At 47.5% G+C, this 23030-nt stretch carries 17 protein-coding genes and 1 tRNA gene; 15 read left to right on the forward strand and 3 right to left on the reverse strand.

The features are described from left to right. Nucleotides 1-320: 320 nt before the first annotated feature. A complete protein-coding gene (locus MWL85_RS05650; RefSeq protein ID WP_244400172.1) occupies nucleotides 321-755 on the forward strand; it encodes a hypothetical protein in 435 nt (144 codons plus the stop codon). 5 nt (nucleotides 756-760) lie between these two features. Then, nucleotides 761-1693 carry an IS3 family transposase gene (locus tag MWL85_RS05655; protein WP_244400171.1) on the forward strand — a complete coding sequence of 311 codons (933 nt, stop codon included), beginning with the start codon at nucleotides 761-763 and terminating at the stop codon, nucleotides 1691-1693. Nucleotides 1694-2009: 316 nt separating this feature from the next. On the opposite strand, the gene MWL85_RS05660 is transcribed toward MWL85_RS05655, so the two are convergent. Next, a complete protein-coding gene (locus MWL85_RS05660) occupies nucleotides 2010-3149 on the reverse strand; it encodes a BPL-N domain-containing protein (RefSeq protein ID WP_244401791.1) in 1140 nt (379 codons plus the stop codon). Nucleotides 3150-4670: 1521 nt separating this feature from the next. On the opposite strand from MWL85_RS05660, the gene MWL85_RS05665 reads away from it, so the two are divergent. From MWL85_RS05665 to lpxB, 10 genes are all read left to right on the forward strand, one after another. Continuing rightward, nucleotides 4671-8438 (forward strand): leucine-rich repeat protein, encoded by a 3768-nt coding sequence (locus tag MWL85_RS05665; protein ID WP_244401792.1) that lies wholly within the window; start codon nucleotides 4671-4673, stop codon nucleotides 8436-8438. Between the two features lie 4 nt (nucleotides 8439-8442). After that, complete coding sequence (locus MWL85_RS05670; protein WP_244401793.1) at nucleotides 8443-9087, forward strand: DUF6939 family protein; 645 nt, start codon at nucleotides 8443-8445, stop codon at nucleotides 9085-9087. A 6-nt stretch (nucleotides 9088-9093) separates the two neighbouring features. Beyond that, nucleotides 9094-10557 (forward strand): DarT ssDNA thymidine ADP-ribosyltransferase family protein, encoded by a 1464-nt coding sequence (locus MWL85_RS05675; RefSeq protein ID WP_244401794.1) that lies wholly within the window; start codon nucleotides 9094-9096, stop codon nucleotides 10555-10557. Beyond that, nucleotides 10554-11468 (forward strand): hypothetical protein, encoded by a 915-nt coding sequence (locus tag MWL85_RS05680; protein WP_244401795.1) that lies wholly within the window; start codon nucleotides 10554-10556, stop codon nucleotides 11466-11468. The genes MWL85_RS05675 and MWL85_RS05680 overlap by 4 nt, the downstream gene beginning before the upstream one ends. 428 nt (nucleotides 11469-11896) lie before the next feature. Then, the gene (meaB, locus tag MWL85_RS05685; RefSeq protein ID WP_070707689.1) at nucleotides 11897-13003 is read left to right on the forward strand and encodes a methylmalonyl Co-A mutase-associated GTPase MeaB; all 1107 of its coding nucleotides are present in this window, start codon (nucleotides 11897-11899) and stop codon (nucleotides 13001-13003) included. Further along, nucleotides 12996-13349, forward strand: coding sequence for a DUF6804 family protein (locus MWL85_RS05690; RefSeq protein ID WP_021902694.1), 354 nt, complete (start codon nucleotides 12996-12998; stop codon nucleotides 13347-13349). Before meaB ends, MWL85_RS05690 begins: the two co-directional genes overlap by 8 nt. A gap of 68 nt (nucleotides 13350-13417) precedes the next feature. After that, nucleotides 13418-14965, forward strand: coding sequence for a glycine--tRNA ligase (locus tag MWL85_RS05695; protein WP_244401796.1), 1548 nt, complete (start codon nucleotides 13418-13420; stop codon nucleotides 14963-14965). Between the two features lie 7 nt (nucleotides 14966-14972). Then, the gene (locus MWL85_RS05700; RefSeq protein WP_021902692.1) at nucleotides 14973-15482 is read left to right on the forward strand and encodes an FKBP-type peptidyl-prolyl cis-trans isomerase; all 510 of its coding nucleotides are present in this window, start codon (nucleotides 14973-14975) and stop codon (nucleotides 15480-15482) included. After that, on the forward strand, nucleotides 15479-16246 hold the full coding sequence (gene surE, locus MWL85_RS05705; RefSeq protein WP_070707659.1) for a 5'/3'-nucleotidase SurE: 768 nt from the start codon (nucleotides 15479-15481) through the stop codon (nucleotides 16244-16246). Before MWL85_RS05700 ends, surE begins: the two co-directional genes overlap by 4 nt. Further along, nucleotides 16246-17367 carry a lipid-A-disaccharide synthase gene (gene lpxB / locus MWL85_RS05710; protein ID WP_070707658.1) on the forward strand — a complete coding sequence of 374 codons (1122 nt, stop codon included), beginning with the start codon at nucleotides 16246-16248 and terminating at the stop codon, nucleotides 17365-17367. The genes surE and lpxB overlap by 1 nt, the downstream gene beginning before the upstream one ends. A 2-nt stretch (nucleotides 17368-17369) precedes the next feature. Here lpxB and feoB read toward each other — a convergent pair whose 3' ends face one another. After that, nucleotides 17370-19856 (reverse strand): ferrous iron transport protein B, encoded by a 2487-nt coding sequence (gene feoB / locus MWL85_RS05715; protein WP_244401797.1) that lies wholly within the window; start codon nucleotides 19854-19856, stop codon nucleotides 17370-17372. Nucleotides 19857-20186: 330 nt separating this feature from the next. Between feoB and greA the strand changes: the two genes are divergently transcribed. Then, nucleotides 20187-20657, forward strand: a complete 471-nt coding sequence (greA, locus tag MWL85_RS05720; protein WP_018029134.1) for a transcription elongation factor GreA — start codon at nucleotides 20187-20189, stop codon at nucleotides 20655-20657. A gap of 12 nt (nucleotides 20658-20669) precedes the next feature. Next, nucleotides 20670-21062 (forward strand): HIT family protein, encoded by a 393-nt coding sequence (locus MWL85_RS05725; RefSeq protein WP_018029135.1) that lies wholly within the window; start codon nucleotides 20670-20672, stop codon nucleotides 21060-21062. 272 nt (nucleotides 21063-21334) lie between these two features. On the opposite strand, the gene MWL85_RS05730 is transcribed toward MWL85_RS05725, so the two are convergent. Further along, nucleotides 21335-21416: transfer RNA gene (locus tag MWL85_RS05730), tRNA-Leu, on the reverse strand. 534 nt (nucleotides 21417-21950) lie between these two features. Here MWL85_RS05730 and MWL85_RS05735 point away from each other — a divergent pair. After that, nucleotides 21951-23003 (forward strand): aldose epimerase family protein, encoded by a 1053-nt coding sequence (locus MWL85_RS05735; RefSeq protein WP_244401798.1) that lies wholly within the window; start codon nucleotides 21951-21953, stop codon nucleotides 23001-23003. Nucleotides 23004-23030: the final 27 nt, after the last annotated feature.

A 23030-nucleotide genomic window follows, 5' to 3' on the forward strand; every position in this document is an offset into this window, starting at 1 on the left:
TATAGATAGATGTAAAATACCCTTACGACCCTGGCCGAGGGGTCGGACAACCCCATCTCTAGGTCTGACCCCTCAACCGGGGCGTGGAGGTGGTGAATATGCTCTCGCACATTTGATCAAATGTGTTGAGACTTTAAACGAAGGATGAGATGCAAGGCCTGAGCATGAGGGCAAGGTGCACGCAGGGCACCAAGGCCCCACCAAGGGCGCTGGGAGCGTACTCACGTACGTGACTTAGCCCGAATCCCGAAAGCAACACCGCAGATCGCCTTCGTGCAACTGTCTTGTCCTAGAAAAAGTTGACTCATAGATAGATTTTTATGAGTAAGTTTGTAAAAAGGAGTCAACTCCAGAAGATTTATTTTGACCGAGTTATTCACCTCTATTTTGAGGAAAACTTAGGTTATACCCAGATTTCACACCTTGTCCCTATTGGAAGGACTACGATCCTGGAGTGGGTTCATAGGTACCTAGATTCTGGGTTAGACGAAGTTATAGAGATGAAGGCGAAGAAAAAGAAGAAACAAGAAGAGCACCGCGGATATCGCAGGTATTATTATTCGGATGTGGCGTCAGGCGGGGCGTCAGGCGGGGCGCCTGAGAAAAGCTCAGTTGATTTAGAAAGAAGGGTTCAAGAGCTTGAAAAACAGCTTTTTAGGCAGACTGTTTTGACAGATGCATTGAATGAATTAATCAATGTGGCAGAAGAGAATTTCCGCATCCAAATAAGAAAAAAAGCTGGCACCAAACGGTAGATCGCTTGCACGCACAGGATCTGAAGAAATATACAATACAGCTCCTTTGCGACCTGTTTGGTGTAAGTAAGCAAGCCTATTACAAGCGAAAAAAGTCAAAACTTCATGCCAATATGGCACTTGAAGAGATGGCTGTTGAGTACGTTCTTGAGACCCGAGAGAAAGCCCCTGGCATGGGCGGTAAGAAGCTGTGGCATATGTATAAGCGAGAGTTTAAGGAGGGGACTCCACTAGGGAGAGACCGTTTTCTTGACACTCTAGACAAGCACGGCTTGAAGCTAAGGCAACGTAAAAGAAAGCCGAGAACCACCAACTCCAATCACGGTTTTAAGCTCTATGGTAACCTCGTAAAAGATATGATACCAGAAAGAGCTAATCAGGTATGGGTGAGCGACATAACGTATATCCCCATCCATTATGACGGAGTACATCATAAGTTTAGCTACCTATCCGTGATCTTAGACTCATACTCAAAAGAAATTGTCGGGTGGAGCCTAGGCGATAGCCTAGACACTAAGTACCCTATTGAAGCTCTAAATCAGGCACTTAAGAAACTTAAATCGAATGGTAAAGCTAACGATAAGCTCATTCATCACTCAGACAGAGGCTGCCAGTATGCCAGCCACCAGTATGTGGATATTCTTAAAAAGAATGACATAGATATAAGTATGACAGAAACCCCAGATCCCAAAGATAATGCACAAGCAGAGAGGATCAATAACACTATAAAGAATGAGCTCTTAAAAGGCAAACGTTTTAAAACCATCAAAGAGGCAAAGGCTGAATTAACCTCAGTCATAGAGTTTTACAACACAAAAAGGCCTCACATGAGTCTCGACTATATGACACCTGTTGAAGCCTCAAAGTGCAAAGGGAAAATCCCCAAGAGGTGGAAAAGCTATAGAGAGGAGTACCTTGAAAATCAAAAAATAGGATAGGTGCCCAAGTTTTGGTACCTTTAGTCCTGTGAGGGGTTTCCTTACGGGCTACGCCCTCCAGTCAACCCCTCACAGGACTAAAGGCTAGAAAGTCAACATAAAGCAGGATTAATAACAACGTAACATTAACCGAGTCAACCTTTTTCAGGAAACCACAAACACTCTCAATATAATCAATCGACCCTTGTGGTCGCACAAGCTCATCCAAGTGCGACCACAAGGGTCGAATAATATTTACCGACACCTATCCCGCCGGTCATCGGCTCTGCGAGCCTCGACCAGGGGCTAGCTGAGTGGCACCCTGCTGGGTGCTCCGCTACTCCACTTTCAGTTGCTCAATCGCATCACCGATGGCCTGCTTTACTTCAGGTTCGGATTCCACATTGTACGCCACCTCTAGGTCGGGAAGATAGGTACGGTACATCGCCCAACTTATCCACTCTGCAGCACGCTTCCGCACAGCCAGAGAGGCATCGAATATCAAGCCTTGGATCCACCGCTTAGCATCCCAAGAGTTGTGCTGCATTAGCCAATTGATCGCTGCTAGCTTTGCCTCCTCATCGCCATAAAGGAAGGTTTGAAAAGCCTCCCCCTCAGCCTGACGACGCTCCTCAGTCATCAATAGCTCCTTGCCGAACTTGCTTGGGTCTATAAACTTAGCTGGAAGCTCCGATGCCATCTGCCTTGGCGAAACCTTATGAACCAACCGAGAGAGCATCCACTGCATTCCAGGAGTTGCCTCAGGGTGCCCCACCACCGAAGCAGTCCACCCCTTACCATACTGTGCAATATAGAGGAAACTCTTGCCATTAGTCATATCGCTAGGAGCATTTCCCTCCACATGCACATCACTCTCCATCGTTGCATAAGAGTGATAAGTAACTTCACTTCCTTCACGAGGTAGCACCACTGGGCCTTCATAATACATTATATATAAGGTGTCTTGCTCCGCCACCTCAGGGAATAACTTCTTTCCCTCATCCGTCAGCGTCACCTTTGCAATCCCCCGACCCCGATTGTCGTGCTCAATATCGTGTGCCTCAGCACCACTCATCGCCAGACAAGCGTAGTTAGGCGTCTCCGTGATCAGGTAAGCGCCAGCACAAATCCCCACATAGCCACCGCCATTGGCCACAAACTCCTGCACCATTCGAAGGCCCTCACCACCCATGTTGAGATACTGACGGCTACCCCCTCCACCAGGCACCACCAACACATCCACATCGGCAAGAGCCCCCTCATTGATCTGCTTAGTGGTCAGCAAACGGCACTCCAGCGAAGGGTCCATCTCCACCGCTGCCTTTGCCTCCCAGACACAGGTTTCCGAACCTCCATGCCCCTGAAAAACCGCTACCCGAATCACCTCCTTCGGAGCAGCCTCCTTTTCCACATCACTACCACACGACAGCAGACATAAGCAAGCTATCACAGCCAAGAGAGAATAAAGTCTTTTCATATCTTCATATTTTAGTTCAATAAAGTTACTACGCAAATGTAACTAAATCCCCCTCCACCACAAAACCAATACCTCCCTCCAAACTCATCTTAGTTTTAAGAGAATGGCACTTCGTGCAACATTCTCGATAAGGCACCCCGATAAAGAACCTCCGCGAGGAGGTCCTTTACGCCTTATCCAAAACGCCTTATCGGACAAGTCGGACAGGTCGGACAAGTCGAGAATGTTGCACGAAGTGCCATTCTCAAGATGAGTTTGAAAAAGAATTGATCCGACTCGTCTGACCTGTCCGACTCGTCTGACCTGTCCGATGAGGTACCCCAAAAGAAACTGTGAAATAAAGTGAAAAACTACCCAAAATAGGGCTTCGCAACCACCCCCTCACAACCCACTGATTTCCAACACCCTACAAGAGCCTCCATTGAGATGCAACAAAGCAATCGCTTAGTTGCAACAAACCGATCGCTTAGTTGCAACTCGCCGATCGCTTAGATACGGTCTCAGCAAACGCTTTGATACGGTCTCAACCACCACCCTCCTAACCCATTGGTTTATAACACTATACAACAACCTCCTCATTTCACCCCACCTTCCCCTCTCTCCCGACAAATATTAACCTATTTTAAGCACTCAAGCACTTTATCCGCGTCGCTAACGAAATACAAGAGACTGTTGCACGAAGTGCCATTCTCGATAAGGCACCCCAAAGAGAATACCCCGAAGGGGTTACACGGTCTAATAACCCAAGCTTCCCCCGAAGGCGAGCGGCAGCGAGCCTGAAGGAGAAGCTTGGGCATCGAAGACGCCACAACCAATCTACCCCGAAGGGGTTGCATATCCACATTATCGTATGGAAGTGCAACCCCTTCGGGGTAGTTAACTTTGGTCTATTCCTCTACCCAACCTTCTCCACGGCAGGTACGCTTCGCATACCTGCCGTGGGGGAAGGCTGGGTTAATACACCATGAAAGCCCTTCGGGCTACCTTCATTTGGCGCCCCCCAAAAAAAAGGACCTAGCAGAGGTCCTTCACGCCTTATCCAAAACGCCTTATCAGACAGGTCGGACAAGTCGAGGCTGTTGCACGAATGATTTATACAAGCTATTGAGGATAATGGGGTAAGGACCTCGGCAGAGGTCCGTGTTAAATAGGCACAGGTCGGAGGGGCAAAGCCCCGAACGACCTGTGTGTAAGAGCATATTCACCACCTCCTTGACCCCGGCTGAGGGGTCAGACCTAGATAAGATTGTCCGACCCCTCAACCGGGGTCGAAGGGGTGTTTTGCACATCGTTATACACAGGTCTTCGGCACTACGTTCCTCGACCTGTGCCTATTTAACACGGACCCCTCAGCCGGGGTCCTCCCCTATAGACACACCTATGAAAGCCCTACGGTAAGGCTTTCCTAATGCGTAACCCCTGAGGAATTCATTAATATTTAGGTAGTGGATGGACAAAAAAAAGGGTATATTTGTGAAGTGGAGGGTGTGTGCAGTGTTTTTATAATGAGACTTTGAGGAGATGCAGTATCCCAATCTATCTGAGTATGTGAAGGCCATCGCCAATGCAGGCGATAATCTGGCAGAGTTGAAGCATCTGGTGCCAGTGCCCGATGAACATGGAGAGCCCTACAGAAGTAGCGGTGCCTTTGCCGTGGTCTTTAAGATGAAAGACCCCAAGACGGGCCAATTCTATGCCCTCAAGTGCTTCACCGAAGAGCAGGAGGGGCGTGCCGAGGCTTACCAAAAAATAGGTGCTGAACTGGAGGGCATGCGGAGTGGCTACTTCACCTCAATAAGGTACTACGAGCGAGAGCTCTTTGTGGATAGCAGCGTCTCGAGTGAAAGTGAGTTTCCAGTCCTCCTGATGGAGTGGGTCGAGGGGCAGACGATGGAGAACTACATCGCTAAGTACTACCAAGATAGTTACAAGATGGGGCTCCTTTGCCACCTCTTCTGCAAGATGGCATCCTGGCTACGGAGCCAACCCTTTGCCCACGGAGACATCAAGCCCGATAACATCATGGTGGGAGAGAAGGGGGAGCTCACCCTGATCGATTACGATGGTATGTTTGTTCCGAGTATGGCGGGGCAGAGTTCACCGACACTGGGGACACAGGACTTCCGGCATCCCTTGCGAAAGGCTAAAGACTTTGATGCCACCATCGATGACTTCGCTCTCGCCTCCATCGCACTCTCTCTCAAAGCGATCACCTTGAATCCCAACCTGCTTGATCGTTTTGGTGCTCCCGACCGTCTTCTCTTTAGTGCCAATGACTATTTGGATCTCTCTGCGAGCGACGCCCTGAGTGCCGTTTGGCAGTTAGTTGCAGACCAAGAGCTAAGCAAGCTACTCTCCCTCTTTCTATTGGCTCATACCGAACAAAACCTCGCTGCCACCTCCTTTTCGCTATTCTCCACCACCAGACCGGAGGAACCTGTCATCGAAATCCTTTCAACCAAGGTAACCTACCAAGACCTGAAAGAAGCCTATACCGATGAGTATGGCGTAAAATTCAGCTCAGATAGGAAAAGACTACTCAGAGCACCATACGGCGACAAGATTGAATCATACGTAGTCCCTAATATCGTAACAGTCATCTGTGATAGTGCGTTTGAAATGTGCGAGAGCCTAACTTCCATAACACTACCAGAGGGACTGAAGACAATTGGAGGCGCCGCGTTCTGGAATTGTAAATGCCTGACATCCATAACACTACCAAAGTCTCTCACCAATATTGGGGAGAACCCATTTTTGTGTTTACAACTAAAAATCAACAATCTTTCCCCCCACTTCTGTATAGAAAACGATGTCTTATTCACAGCAGATAAGACTCACCTTATTTCCTACTGCTCCTCCAAGACCATTTACTCTGTCCCAAGTACTGTGGAAACAATTGGAAACGAAGCGTTCAGCTGGTGCGAGAGCCTAACTTCCATAATACTGCCAGAGGGGCTAGAAGCAATTGGAGATGGTGCGTTCAACAGGTGCGAGAGCCTCTTTTCCATAACACTACCAGAAGGACTAAAAACGATTGGAACTAGTGCGTTCGACGGATGCGATAGCCTCACTTCAATAATACTAACAGATGGGCTGGAAACAATTGGGGAACAGGCGTTTGCACGGTGCAGTAGCCTCACTTCCATAACACTACCAAAAGGACTAATAACAATTGGAAATAGTGCGTTCCAATGGTGCAGTAGCCTCACTTCCATAACACTACCAGAAGGGCTAAAAACAATTGGAAATAGGGCGTTTTCTGAGTGCAAAAGCCTCACTTCCATAACACTACCAGAGGAACTAAAAACAATTGGGGAACAGACGTTTGCACGGTGCAGTAGCCTCACTACAATAACACTACCAGAAGGGCTGAAAACAATTGGAAAATGGGCGTTTTCTGAGTGCAAAAGCCTCACTTCCATAACACTACCAAAGTCTCTTATCAATATTATAGGGGATCCGTTCAATGATTTACAACTGAAAATCAACAATCTTTCCCCCCACTTCTGTATAGAAAACGATGTCTTATTCACAGCAGATAAGACTCACCTTATTTCCTACTGCTCCTCTAAGACCATTTACTCTGTCCCAAGTACTGTGGAGACAATTGGAGACAATGCGTTCCGTGGGTGCGAGAGACTAACTTCTATTACACTGCCAGAGGGGCTAAAGACAATTGGAGACAGTGCGTTCAGTGGGTGCGAGAGCGTGACTTCCATTACACTGCCAGAGGGGTTGAAAACAATTGGAATGAGTGCGTTCGAAGGGTGCAAGAGACTGACTTCAATAATACTACCAGAGGGACTGAAAACAATTGGAATGAGTGCGTTCGAAGGGTGCAAGAGACTGACTTCAATAATACTACCAGAGGGGCTGGAAACAATTGAACACGGTGCGTTTGAAGGGTGCAAGAGCCTCAAATCCATAACACTACCAAACGGGCTAAAAACAATAAAAAACGGCGTGTTCTACGGGTGCGAGAGCCTGACATCTATAACACTACCAGACGGGCTGGAAACAATAAAATACAGGACGTTTGAAGGGTGCAAGAGCCTTAAATCCATAACACTACCAAACGGGCTAAAAACAATAAAAAACGGCGTGTTCTACGGGTGCGAGAGCCTGACATCTATAACACTACCAGACGGGCTGGAAACAATTGGGGAACAGACGTTCTATGAGTGCAAAAGCCTCACTTCAATAACACTACCAGAAGGGCTGAAGACAATTGAACGCATTGCATTCTTGGGGTGCGAGAGCCTCACTTCAATAACACTACCAGAGGGGCTGGAAACAATTGGGGAACAGGCGTTCTCTGAGTGCAAAAGCCTCACTTCAATAACACTACCAGAGGGGCTGAAGACAATTGAACGCAGTGCATTCTGGGGGTGCGAGAGCCTCTCTTCAATAACACTACCTGAGGGGCTGGAAACAATTGGGGAACAGGCGTTCTATGAGTGCAAAAGCCTCACTTCAATAACACTACCAGAGGGGCTGAAGACAATTGAACGCAGTGCATTCTGGGAGTGCGAGAGCCTCTCTTCAATAACACTACCAGACGGACTAGAAGCAATTGGAGATAATGTATTCAAATGGTGCAGAAGCCTCACTTCAATAACACTACCAGAGGGGCTAAAAACAATAAAAGGCGGAGTGTTCTGTGGGTGCGAGAGCCTGACATCTATAACACTACCAGATAGGCTGGAAACAATTGGACATAGTGCGTTTGCAGGGTGCAAAAGCCTCACTTCAATAATACTACCAGAGGGACTAAAAACAATTGGGGAACAGGCGTTTGCAGGGTGCAAAAGCCTCACTTCAATAATACTACCAGAGGGACTAAAAACAATTGGGGAACAGGCGTTTGCACGGTGCAGTAGCCTCACTTCCATAACACTACCAAAAGGACTAATAACAATTGGAAATAGTGCGTTCAAAGAGTGCAGTAGCCTCACTTCCTTAACACTACCAGAGGGACTGGAAACAATTGGAGACCGGGCGTTCAACGAGTGCAAAAACCTCACTTCAACAACACTACCAAAAGGACTAAAAACGATTGGAAACTTTGCGTTCTTTGCATGCAATAGTCTCACTTCCATAACACTACCAGAGGGACTAAAAATAATTGGAAGCCACGCATTCTATAACTGCGAGAGTCTCACTTCAATAACACTACCAGAGGGACTGGGAACAGTTGGAAAAAGTGCATTTTATGATTGTACCAATCTAGATGATTCAACACGTGAAGAATTGAGAGCGCGCTTTGGAGACAGAATTTTTGAATGGTAGTAATATGATTATTATAGCGAATAAACGAAGGAAAACAGAGGGGTTGCTGAAGGAGTACCCCTATGCAATCATTGCCGATGTGACCAGCAAGGCGGAGGGAGAGTTGGTACACCTTAGCCCTTTCTATCCATACGGGGATATTCCAATCCCCTTCTCCGCCCCTGAGACAGGGGCTTCAGTGGAGGGAATTTGGCAAGGGCTCAAGGTCTTTGAAAATGCTGGCATTGACCTTGAGGTGATCCACAATATGAGTATGAAGGGATTGAAGCGGACAGTACGCCGATTCGGTCCTCCCTTAGGACATCAAAAGGGGCTACACAGCGACGAACTGCTGGACTATATGACTGCACGGCGAGAGATCTATCTACCGACCTATCGCTGGATGTTGGAGCATAAGGTGATGCACATTATCGAGCGACTAAGGAAAGCTAATCAAGCCGGCAAGAGCATTATCCTACTGGACTACAATAGTAGTACCGATGTGGACAACCCCAAGAAACCTTTATCTCACGCCTACTTAGTAAAGGCGTATGTAGAGGGGCTCTACCCCTATGAGGATGCTTTGGGCATAGACAAAGCGGCACCAACCAAACCTACACAAAGACAGATAATACAACGCTCCCTATTTGAGGATAACCAAGAAGAATAATAATTTATGAATAAGCGAAGCAACTGGAGGGATTTTAAGGCGGTTTTGGACCAGTATGGGATTACAAAATTGTATCACTTTACCGACCGAGATAACCTAGACTCGATCATCCAAAATGGAGGTTTGTACTCGTGGAAGGATTGCGAGGAGAAGGATATCAATATCCCCAAATCGGGAGGTGGCGGACAGGGGTCGATCTCCTGGCAATTGGATGCTCGTAAGGGTCTGGAGCACTATGTGCGTGTGAGCTTTACGAAGGAGCACCCAATGATGTATGTGGCGATGAATGAAGGACGAATCTCCAACCCTGTCATTCTAGAGATTGATCCAGAGGTGATCTATGATGCCAACACTCTTTATGCCAACCGAAATGCAGCAAGTAATGGGGTCCACTATGGTGGCTCTCTAGAAGACTTTAAGGAGATCCACTTCAACTCGATCAAGGCAAGAAAGCACTTTGACCTTCCCATCGATGAACAACCCTACTTTCAGGCGGAAATATTGGTGAAGAACTTTATCCCGATCAAATACATCACCAACATATCCAACTTTGGTATCCCAATACCAGCACAGCCCAAGAAGCTCCAAAGCAAGAATGCCTATACGGCACGTATTACACGCGAGAATCCATCGGCCTTTATATTCCTCGTGGACCACAGTGTATCAATGCGATGCATTACCACATTCAATGGTGAAGAGATGACACTCTCGGAGGCGGTAGCTCGTATCGTGAATAACCAGATCAATGAGTTGGTGGAGCGGTGTGTCCGTGCCAATGAGACACGGCACTATTTCGACATCGCTGTAGTGGGATATGGCGAAGAGGCTTATAGCGGTTGGAATGGCGCCCTTGCCGGAAGGGGATTTGTCACCCCCGAGGAGGTGCGATTCAATGAGTATAAGAAAATAATGGTGAAGGAGAGTGTCCGCACCAGAGGGGGAATGAAGGAGATAGAGGTGGAGAAGAAGCAGTGGATGGAGGCACGCCACGATGGTCATTGGACTCGCATGGATAAGGCCTTTAAGCACGCTGAAGGGCTATTGGATGATTGGCTGGCACAGCACCAGACGGAAGATTGCTACCCCCCTATCATCATCAACATCACTGATGGTGAATACAATGGTGCTTCGCGAGACGAAATGCAACAACTTGCCAATCAACTGAAGTCGAAATTTACCAACGATGGCAACGTGCTACTGTTCAATATCCATATTGTTTCGGGAAGAAGTGAAGCCATCATGTTCCCTGCTACGATCGGCGAAATGCGTGGAAATGGGTATGGGGAGTCGCTATTTGAGATGTCGAGCCTCCTTCCTCTGAACTACAATGAGCAGATCCGACAGCTATTCCAAGATAAGGATGAAGATATTCGCTACCGCGCAATGGGAGTGAATGCGGGAATGGAACAGCTGGTGAAAATGATGAAAATAGGCACGCTCTCTAGTGCTATGGTACAGCAATCTCTATGAAAAAGGATAAAAGAGCCGAGCAGAAAAGACGACTGAGACGGAGAAGAAATTTAGAACGTTGGAGGTACAGGACATTGGTTAGCTCAGCCCCTAGCTTACGCCTAGCTACGGTGGCGAAGTTTAATGAGCAATCCCCCAATGAAGACTTCGCAACTAGTGGGAAGGGCTTCATCGCACTCTCGGATGGAGCTGGCGGTTGTGGTCTTTATGCCGATAAGTGGTCGCAATATCTAGTTGGAGAACTGAGTAGAAAGCAGCCGATTACTAGCTTTGAGCAATTGGATAATTGGGTGGAAGGTATCTGGGAGCCGTTTTATAATAGGTATGAGGCAAAGGCTAAGGAGGGCGACGCGATGTTGCTCAATAAGTTTTACAGCGAGGGGTCATGCGCCACACTGGTGGCAGCATGGCTCGTGGATAAAAAGAAGTGCCACTGGATGGCTTATGGCGATAGCCTCCTATTTCACTACGATAAAAGCTGTGGAGAGCTTTGGCACTCCTTCACAAAGCTGGGAGACTTTGATCGCCCACCCTACCTAATCAGTTGTAAAGACCCATTGGTGGCAGAGGGCTTCAAACATGGCGTGATTGAGGTAAAAGAGGAAAGCCTCATCTTTGCTTGTAGCGATGCCCTTTCGGAATTGGTGCTGATGATGTACCAAGTCTCAAAGTGGGATGAGTATCAAACGGAGCTGGAGGCATTGGTGAATGAGCAGACTTCGGTCAGCCCGATGGTACAGGTGGCTAGAGAGATGAAATTGGACTTCTGGAAGGATCTGCTGGAACCTCTCTATGAGTCTGCTAGATCCAATAATTCATTTGCCCAACTGATGAGGAGGTGGTATGACCAAGGGCTGGTGGAACTGGACGACTACACGGTGGTATTTATGACGCCAATGACACCTCTCTAAAGTCTACATAAATTAGGTGTGTGCAGTGTTTATATAATGAGAGTTTTAGGAGGTGCAGTATCCCAATCTATCTGAGTAGCCACCATTCGAGGATCGCAGAGCCGATGAATGGTGGTAAATAAGGCATCCAAAACCCTTGACCCCGGCTGAGGGGTCTGACCTAGATAAGGTTGTCCGACCCCTCAACCGGGGTCGCAAGGGTATTTTACGCATCGTTACACACAGGTCTTCGGCACTGCGTGCCTTGACCTGTGCCTATTTAGCACGGACCCCTCAGCCGGGGTCCCTTTTCATAGACACCCGACTAAAAACCATATGGTAAGGCCTTTCTAATGCGTAACCCCTATAATATCTGGGTGGAGGGGTGGTTAATCTTGTGGCTATTTGGTACCTTTGTTGAGAGTAGTAACGCAATAAATAAAAACTATATGAGCTATCAACACCCCGAAAACTCTGGTGATTACAAAGGGCTACAGGTGAATAGTGGTGTGAACCATGCCCCGATTGTCAACCCCTATTTCAAACCACGCCGTCGCCGTCTGCTCTCTACAGATGAGTATGTGGAGGGCATTTTGGCGGGCGATAGAGCGATGCTTTCGCAAGCGGTGACGCTGGTGGAGAGTCGTTTGCCCGAACATCGACAAAAGGCACAGGAGGTGATTGAGCGATGCCTCCCTTATTCTGGAAAGTCGGTACGCATTGGCATCACAGGCGTTCCAGGAGCCGGTAAGAGTACCTCTATTGATGCCTTCGGGATGCATGTGGTAAAAGGAGGACATAAGTTGGCAGTACTTGCCATTGACCCCTCGAGCGAGCGCTCCAAGGGGAGTATCCTAGGTGATAAGACGCGTATGGAGCGACTTTCGAAGGAGGAGGATGCCTTTATCCGCCCTAGCCCTTCGGCTGGCTCGCTAGGCGGTGTAGCACGTAAGACTCGCGAGAGCATTATCCTCTGCGAGGCGGCTGGCTTTGATACCATCTTTGTGGAGACGGTGGGTGTAGGTCAGTCGGAGACGGCGGTGCACTCGATGGTCGACTTTTTCCTATTGATACAGCTGGCTGGCACTGGCGATGAACTACAAGGGATTAAGCGTGGAATTATGGAGATGGCCGATGGCATTGTGATCAACAAGGCTGATGGCGACAATATTAAGCCGGCAGAGCTAGCGGCACAGCACTTCCGCAATGCACTGCACCTCTTTCCACCAGCAGAGAGTGGTTGGACACCCGAGGTGCTCACCTACTCTGGGTTTTACGACCTACGGATCGACGAGGTGTGGAGCATGATCGATCGCTTCATAGCCTTTGTAAAGGATAATGGCTACTTCTACCGCCACCGCAATGAGCAGACAAAGTACTGGATGTACGAAAGTATCAATGAAGCCCTTAAAAACAGCTTCTACTCCAATCCTGCAATCCAAGAGGAGCTTCCTAGGGTGGAGCGTGCGATTTTGGAGGATAAAATGAGTTCGTTTGTGGGGGCTAATAAGCTACTCAATCTATTTTACGAAGGTCTGAAACTAGAAGATGAATAATAAGTCACTTTACCTGGTATTTGCCTTATCGGCATTGGTGTTGCTCTTCATTGAGCGGATTCACATTCCCTTCCTTGAGAGTGTTTGCCAAGTATTCATCTGCGGTGGTGCTTTTTACTATGTATTCCGCAGCTATCGCGAGAAAAAGGCGGTGACCCTCTTGATGTGCCTCATGGCACTGGTTGGTCTGCTCTACAATCCCGTGGTGCCTATCAGAGTGGACCATGTCTACTGGATCGTGGCACATATCATCACCATGGCGCTCTTCTACTTTATTTCGCTCAAAACGCCTATTGATGATACTATTATCACCCGAAAAGAGGAGGACGAGGTACCAAAGGAGTAACTTTGGGAGGAAAATGTGTATCTTTGTAGTTGGTAAAAGAATAAGAAACAAATATTTATTAGGTGACAATGGCACAGAAAGAGATTGACAATATATTTAAGAAGATTATATCGCACTGCAAGGAGTATGGTTTTGTATTCCCCTCATCGGAGATATATGATGGTCTAGGGGCAGTATACGACTATGGTCAGAATGGTGTAGAACTCAAAAACAATCTCAAGAGGTACTGGTGGGATGCCATGACCCTACTCAATGACAATGTAGTAGGTATTGACTCGGCCATCTTTATGCACCCAACGATCTGGAAAGCCTCGGGACACGTGGATGCTTTTAACGACCCACTGATTGACAATAAGGTGTCGAAGAAGCGGTATCGTGCTGATGTGCTGATTGAGGAGCATCTAGATAAGATTGAGGTGAAGATCAATAAGGAGATTGAGAAGGCTCGCAAGCGTTTTGGCGATGCCTTTGATGAGGCTCAATACCGTGCAACGAACGCAAGGGTAATCAGATACCAAGAGGAGTATGATGGGGTGCACAGCAGGTATGTAAAGTCAATGGAGGATAACGACCTCGCAGCCCTCAAGCAATTGATTGTGGATTGTGAGATTGTGGATCCTATTAGTGGCTCTAAGGAGTGGACCGATGTACGTCAGTTCAACCTAATGTTTGCCACAGAGATGGGCTCTACGTCGGAGGGTGCTATGAAGGTATATTTACGTCCGGAGACAGCTCAGGGTATCTTTGTCAACTTTCTCAATGTGCAGAAGAGTGGCCGCATGAAGGTGCCTTTTGGTATTGCACAGATTGGTAAGGCCTTCCGTAATGAAATTGTGGCTCGCCAATTTATCTTCCGTATGCGTGAGTTTGAGCAGATGGAGATGCAGTTCTTTGTAGCCCCAGGTACGGAACTTGAGTGGTACGAGAAGTGGAAGGAGCGTCGACTACGCTGGCACAAGGCTCTTGGCTTGGGGGATAACAAGTATCGTTTCCACGATCATGAGAAGCTAGCTCACTATGCTAATGCTGCAACAGATATTGAGTTCGAGATGTCTTTTGGCTTTAAGGAGGTGGAGGGTATTCACTCACGCACTGACTTTGACCTGAAGCGTCATGAGGAGTTCTCGGGTAAGAAGATGCGTTACTTCGATCCTGAGCTTAATGGGAGCTATGTACCCTATGTAGTGGAGACCTCTATCGGTGTGGACCGACTTTTCCTCAGTATTCTATTTGGTTGCTACGATGAGGAGCAGCTAGAGAATGGTGAGGTACGTGTGGTACTTCGTTTGCCAGCTGCTTTGGCGCCTAAGAAGGTAGCGGTACTACCATTGGTACGCAAGGATGGTCTTCCAGAACTAGCACAGCAGATCGTTGACGACCTGAAGTTTCACTTCCCTTGTGATTATGATGAGAAGGACTCTATCGGAAAGCGTTACCGTAGACAGGATGCACTCGGTACTCCATTCTGCGTGACCGTGGATCACGAGAGTATCGAGGATGGCAAGGTGACTATCCGCCACCGCGACTCTATGGAGCAGGAGCGTGTGGAGATCGGTGAACTTCGCCACATCATCGAGGAGAGTGTGAGTATGCAGTCATTGCTCAAGAAAATATAAATAGATTATGAAGAGAGTACTGAATCTCACCCTTGTACAGCTATGGACTGTGGCATTGGGCGCCCTACTCCTCTCGCTTTCTAGCTGCAATGTAGAGCAGCCAATGGAGGAGAGTAACTACAAGAAGGAGAATGATGCTTTCATAGAGAAAGCGGTGGAAAAGGGGTATACGGAGAGTAACTTCCTCAATACAAATTACCATATCTACTACAAGGTTCTTGAAGGCTCGAAGGAGCAGAATCCTAGCTATCCATATCAGGAGAGTACGGTGAAGATGGAGCTGAGTGGTCGCTTTATTTCAGGTGAGATATTTCAGGAGAAGGGGGAGATTACTAGCCCTGTCAACAAACTAGTACTTGGGGTGCAGTATGCCCTACAGATGATGAATGTAGGGGATCATTGGGAGGTGGTAGTGCCTTACCAGCTAGGCTATGGTGCCTATACCCAATACAATAAGATCCCTGGCTACTCTACGCTGATTTTTGATATCAAACTACTAGAGATACCAGTACAATGATTAGCAAAAGGCCTCTGATACTGGTGAGTAATGACGACGGGGTATTTGCCAAGGGGCTTGAGGAGCTCTATACCGCGTTGAGAGACCTCGGGGATATCGTGGTGGTGGCACCCGATGGTCCTCGGAGTGGTACCTCTAGCGCCATCACCTCCTCGATACCAATCCACTTCAATATGGTGGAGACGGAGCCAGGTCTGACGATTTACAGCTGCAGTGGCACGCCAGCTGACTGTGTGAAGCTCGCCTTGAATGAGATCCTCCCCACCCTCCCCGATCTAGTGGTAGCGGGCATCAATCATGGTGGAAATGAGGGTATTGCCGTGAACTACTCTGGTACCCTAGGTGCGGCGATTGAGGGAACTATTTTCAACATTCCCTCCTTTGCTATCTCGCTTTTACAAGGAGATCAGGAGAGTGATTACTTGGACTGTTGTCGCTTTGCCCGCACGATTGCTCGTAAGATATTGAAGGAGGGGATCCCGAAGGGGGTCTACCTCAATGTGAATGTCCCCAATGTGCCTGAGGTGAGGGGGCTAAAGGTTTGCAGCCAAGCCGATGGTAAGTATGTCAATGAATATGTCTGCCAAACCACTCCGACAGGTAGAGATGTCTACTGGCTGTCGGGAAGTATTAAACTGGCGGAGCCGATCAATCAAAACTGGGATATCCAGCTCCTGAAGAAGGGGTATGCCACGATCGTTCCTTGCAATATTGATGTGACGGACTACGAATTTATCCAACAAATAAAGCACTGGGACGAGTAATGAACTACTTTCTGGTCGCAGGTGAGGCTAGTGGAGACCTCCACACATCAAGATTAATGAAAGAGCTGAGGAGTCTAGACCCCTCAGCCTCTTTTACTTTTATGGGAGGCCCACGTATGAGAGAGGTGGGTGGTGAGTGTGTGATCGCTTCGGAGCACCTCGCCTTTATGGGCTTTGTGGATGTAGCAAAGAATATCGGCACCATCCGCGAGGCGGGGAAGGCACTCCAAACGGCACTGATCAACACCCGTCCAGATGTGGTTATCTGCACCGACTATGCCAGTTTCTGCTTTCAGTATGTATTGCCCTTTGTACGCAAACAGCTTCCACAGACAAAAATCGTCTATTTCATCCCTCCAAAGGTATGGGCGTGGAAGAAGGGACGAATCAAGAGACTTCGTACAGATACAGACCTTATTCTCTCCATTTTTCCCTTTGAGATACCTTTCTTCCAGCAACAGCAGTTGGACCAGGTAAAGTATATTGGCAATCCTACCTTAGAGCAAGTTCAGCAGTTTTTGAGCAGTTACGAAGCCACTGACTGCCCTCCTTACGTTGCTCTATTGCCAGGTAGTCGACGCTCGGAGGTGAATCAGAACCTACCAACGATGCTACAGGTAGCTAACTCTTTTCCCGACCTTCATATCAAGATAGCTGGCACGAGTAGCTTGCCTAGAGAGGTCTATGCACCCCTTCTAGAGGGAGTGAAGGAGGTGGAGCTGGTCTTTGACGATACCTATCGGGTAGTGAAAGGGGCAAGGGTTGCTCTGGTCACAAGTGGCACTGCCACGCTTGAGACAGCACTTCTTGGCACGCCTCAGGTGGTTTGCTATGCCCAAAGGGCGGGTTACCTAGCCAATTTTATCTTTAAGCATCTATTTACAACCCCCTATATTTCACTCGTAAATCTTGTGGCCGATGAGCCTGTGGTGCAGGAGCTATTTGGCGGTTTATTTAAGGAGGATAAGATCTGGAATGCCCTTGCCCCATTGACTATGGAGGGTGAGAAGCGAAGCAAGATGCTGGAGCAGTACCAGGAGATAAAAGAAAAGCTTCAGACAGCTCAACCATCATCGAGGTTGGCTGCTGAAGCCATTCTAGAATTGGCAAGAGCTCGCTAAACTTATATGATCAAATGTCCCACTACTGATACCAGTAGTGCCAATACCCACCCCACAGAGATGGAGTAGAGAGTACTATAGAGGGCATATCTCCATCGCCCACTCTCCCGACCAATGGCTACTACCGTGCTGATACAAGGGATATAGACCAGCACAAATATCATAAACGAAAGGGCTATCACAGGGTCTAAGACTTTGGACCCATCGGGGTAAGTGGCATTCTGTAGTTTACTCGAAAGGAGTGCCTCATTATCGCCATCACCAGTAAATAGTACGCCCATGGTACTCACTACGATCTCCTTTGCAGCCACACCTGTGAGGAGCGAAACGCTCATTCTCCAATCGTACCCATGCCACTTAAAGACAGGCTGGATGGCGTGTCCTAAGCGACCAATGAGTGAGTACTCTTGCTGTACCATGGTGAGCTGATGGTCACGATCCATCGCCTCGAAATCGGTCTGCTCTTGTGCCCTAACCTTCTCAATATGTTGGGCAATAAGAGCATCTTGCTGCGGCTCCTCTAGTTTATGAACATTGGGGAAGTAGCTCAACGCCCAAATAGCGATAGAGGCGACTAGAATCACGGTTCCCATCTTCTGCAGGTATTGCTTTGCCCGCTCCCACATATGCAGTAATACACTTTTGAGCGTAGGAATACGGTAAGGCGGTAGCTCCATCACAAAGGGGGTCTCTTTAGCAGTATTGAAGCGTCGCTTAAATATCAATGCACTCAGCACCGCCACCAAGATACCAGAGAAGTATAGCACGAAGAGCACCAAACCTGCATTGTGGGGGAAGAAAGCCCCAGCAAGTAATAGGTAGACTGGCAGCTTGGCACTACAACTCATAAAGGGGATAATCAGCATCGTCACGAGACGATTATTACGATTCTCTATGGTACGTGTAGCCATCACCGCTGGAACGTTACAACCAAAACCCATCACAAGCGGGATAAAGGACTTTCCATGCAATCCTATCAGGTGCATCAGCCGGTCCATAATAAAGGCGGCCCTAGCCATATAGCCGGTATCCTCGATAATGGCAAGGCATAGATACAGAATCACGATATTAGGCAGGAAGACGAGCACACCCCCTACTCCAGCAATTACACCATCTACTAATAGGTCCTTGAGCATCCCCTCTGGCATCAGCTCGCCAATCCATTGGCCTAACCACGCCACTCCCGACTCTATCCAATTCATTGGATATTCGCCGAGTATAAAGGTGAGCTGGAACATCAAGAATATAACCGCAATAAAGATGGGGAAGCCCCAAATCTTGTGGGTCAATATATGGTCGATCTTACGATTACGCTCGGTAATGGAGTCGTAATTGGTACGGTAAGTCTCTTGCAAGGCGCCACGTACAAAGCCGTAACGACCATTGGTGATATCGTGCTGGATATCATTATCTGTATGCTTGGCGTACTGCTCATTCAGCTCTGCCACCTGGTGCAGCAAGGCTACACCTCTATCGGGTAGCATGGCAACTACCTCTTGCATCGCCTCATCCTCCTCCAGCAACTTGATAGCCATATAGCGTGGCCTCAACTCTTGTACCACTTGGGGGAACTGCTGCCAATGCTCTCTAAGTGACTCGCTCAGCTCTGCAATTGCTGTCTCCACCTCTTGGCGATAACGAATATCTACCACTCGAAGCTCCTGAGAACGGTTGTTATAGATCGTAGCTACATGCTCAAAGAGGTTCTTTATACCACGCCCCGTTCGGCCATTGGTAGGACAGAGAGGTACTCCAATCAGACGAGTCAACTGCTCGGTATCTAATTCACTGCTAGAGGCTTCCAACTCGTCCCACATATTGAGTGCCACCACTACTGGGATACTGGTCTCAAGTAGCTGGGCGGTCATATAGAGGTGGCGCTCCAAGTTGGTCGAGTCCACCACGTTGACCACCACATCTGGTCGCTCATCGCCCATCAAGTACTGGCTAATGTACTTCTCTTCTGGACTATACGAGCTGATAGAGTAAGCCCCTGGCAGGTCGATCAGATCAAAGGTATAGCCACCCTGTCGGTATGTAGCCGTCTTGGCTTCTACCGTCACGCCACTATAGTTGCCCACATGCTCGTGAGCTCCACTCGCCGCATTGAAGAGGGAGGTCTTACCGCAATTTGGATTGCCCACAAAGGCGACACGAATTCGTTGCTCCGGACGTTGCTTTTCACCGGAATTGTGATGCCCCTTAGATAGATAAAACGAAGAAGTAGCACTTTCGCCTTGCTGTCGCCTATGAGCCGCGGTAGTATGAAGCGGATCCACTTCAATCAGCTTGGCTTCACTCCGTCGGAGCGTCACATCATAATTGAGAATACGATACTCTACAGGGTCCTTTAGCGGGGCATTCTTCACCACTAAAATCTCCTCTCCCGGTATAAACCCCATCTCCATCAACCGCTTTCGAAACGCCTTATCGGTATGATGTTTTAGAATAATTGCCCTCTCACCCGTATGTAGTTCAGATAGTCTCATTGATCAGTATTTAATTAGACACAAAAGTAACCTCTTTATCAGAGATCCTCAATACCTAATTGTAGGTATTTTTGCACTCCTTATATACCTACGTGCCAGAAGAGAAAATGGGAATTTAAGAGTAAATATTTGGCACAGTCCTCAAAAGAGGTTACCTTTGCAGCAGTTAACTAATTGAGAGAACGTAGTAATATAAGATTAGAGAGAAGAGATTACTTTAACCCTTGATAGGGTCTTTGTAGTAGCGATTCCATGTTAGGCGGACAAGAGTGCCCCTTGCTTGGAGTTGTTGTTTTTTACCATTAGAGGGACTAAGAAATAGAGATACTTATGGATTACATCTATATGACTGAGGAGGGATACCAAAACCTCCTTGAAGAGATCAGAAAGCTAGAGGAGATAGAACGACCAGAGGTGATACAGGCTATTGCCGAAGCACGCGACAAGGGTGACCTCTCTGAAAATGCAGAGTATTCTGCCGCTAAGGAGAAGCAGGCACTTCTAGAAGATAGGATTGCACAGCTGAGAATGCAGCTACAGAATATCCGTATCATTGACACCAAAAAGATAGGCACGGAGACGGTACAGATGCTCAACACCGTAACCATTCGTAATATGAGCAATAATCAGGTGAAGACCTATACCATTGTCTCCGACACCGAAAGCGATATCCGCAAGGGAAAGATGGCTATCTCTACCCCGATAGCTAAGGGATTGATCGGCAAAAAGGTGGGAGATGTGGTAGAGATACAAGTGCCCGCAGGTATTGTGACGTTTAAGATTGAAGAGATTACCATATAAGCTAATTGATCTATGGCAACGATATTCACGAAAATTATCCAAGGAGAGATTCCTGGCTACATTATAGCGGAGGACGAGCACTTCTGTGCCTTCCTAGACGCCTTCCCCGTACAATACGGACACACTCTAGTGGTGCCAAAGCGAGAGGAGAATTACCTCTTTGACCTAGAGGATGCAGAGCTATCGGAAATGATACTCTTTGCAAAGAAGGTGGCGGCTGCGATTAAGAAGGCAACTAGCTGCAATCGCGTCGGGATGGCAGTAATGGGGTTGGAGGTGCCTCACGCACACATACACTTGATCCCAATACAGAAGGAGAAGGATATGGACTTCAATCACAAAGTACCTAACCCCGATCCCGAAAAGATGAAGGAGATGGCTGCAGCAATCCAATCCAACCTATAAAGCCTCCCTAAGGACTAAACAAAAAGATGAGCTAAGAATGAGCTACTTGCCCACTCTCAGCTCATCTTTTATCTCTCAAACCCATCTTAGCACATCCACAATAGCACATTAAAGATAGCATCGCAACCTAAATGTTCATAGGCAAAACCAGATAGTTCAATAGCACCTCGTTAATAAGAAGGCATAAAAAAAAGCTCTGGGATGAAACATCTCAGAGCAACCAAAACCAAAAACTTACAATCTACTAAAACGTAAAAACAACACGTATAGTGTGCGGCTGAAGGGACTCGAACCCCCACGGATTGCTCCACTAGATCCTAAGTCTAGCGCGGCTACCAATTACGCCACAGCCGCAAAAAAGTCTATCTTTCAAAGAAAGCATCCTTTTGATTTTGCTTTGCAAAGGTAGCAATAAATTTTTAATCCACCAAATATCCACCATTATTTCTTGGCTAAAAGTCTCAACTTAATACTATTAATCATAAAAGGGGATAGGGGGTGTGCGAATAAATGGGTAGTTTTGTGAGTAGTAAGAAGATTTGGAGAATAATCAATTTAAGTGATATGGTGCAAACTCTCATTACATATATAATCATTGCCTTAGTGGCATTCTTAGTCTGTCGCCACCTTTGGAAAATGTTGAAGCCACCAAAAAAGGAGGTGCCAACAGCTTGTGCTGGATGCCCACTAGCAGAGGCTTGTCAGAAGAGCAAGATAGAACCAAGCAACGAGAAGAAAAGGAGCAAAGAAGCAAATTGTACTACCAAGAGGAGCGAAATCTAAAGAAAAAAAGTTATCTTTGATGCGAAGCTTAATTAATAATCTTATTCAGAGCCGGCAGTTCATCTAAATTAGAGTGCGATGGACGAGGCTTTTCAATTAAAGGATATGAATAAAGAGAGATTTAAGGGGAGGGTAGATGGTAAGGAGGTAGCACTTTACACCCTCAGCAATGCCAATGGGATAGAGATAGATATCCTCAACCTTGGTGCTAAGATAGTAGCCATAAGGGTACCGGACCGAGAGGGAAAGAAAGTAGACATTCTGCTAGGGCACGACTGTCTGCAAGATTATATTGAGAGCGAAGAGGCCTACTTTGGTGCTATCTGCGGGCGGTATGCCAATAGAATTGCCAAGGGAAAGTTTGCCATCGATGGTGAGGAGTACTCATTGCTCATCAATAATGGACCTAATGCCCTCCATGGTGGCAAGAAGGGATTTAATAGCGTGGTTTGGACGGTGGAACAGGCATCGGCTTCAGAGCTGGTCCTCACCTACATATCGAAAGATGGAGAGGAGGGGTATCCAGGCGAACTCAAGGTACAGGTGACCTATGGTCTCTGCCCTGTCACCAACAACTTTGCTATCGCTTACGAAGCAACGACCGACAAGGCAACAGTGCTCAACCTCACCAATCACGCCTACTTCAACCTCTCTGGAGAGGGCGATCCTTCAGTACACGATCACACACTCTTGATCAATGCAAAGGAGTACCTACCAACCGATGAGACGGCTATTCCCTACGGAAAGCCTGAAGCGGTAGCCGGCACTCCTTTTGATTTTATAGAGCCCCGCCTTATTGGTGAGCGGATAGATACCGATATAGATCAGCTCAATTGGGCAAGGGGTTACGACCACACCTTTATCCTAGATAAACCGCTAGGTGAAATGGGACTTTGTGCCGTCTGCTCTAGTCCTAAGAGTGGCATAGAGATGAAGATTAAGACCGACCAACCAGGAATGCAGCTCTATACAGGCAACTGGATGAGCGGAAATATGCGTGGCAAGGGCGACAGCAGATACCCAGCACGCTCAGCAGTCTGCTTTGAGACACAACACTATCCCGATAGTCCCAATAAGCCAGAGTACCCCTCTACTCTACTCCGGTCAGGCGAGACCTTTAGAAGCCAAACTATCTTTAGCTTCAATACCATCGAGTAATATATTTATACTTTAATAAGAGACTAA

Origin of the sequence: Porphyromonas somerae, assembly GCF_022845615.1 — a bacterium.
Lineage (GTDB): Bacteria > Bacteroidota > Bacteroidia > Bacteroidales > Porphyromonadaceae > Porphyromonas_A > Porphyromonas_A somerae.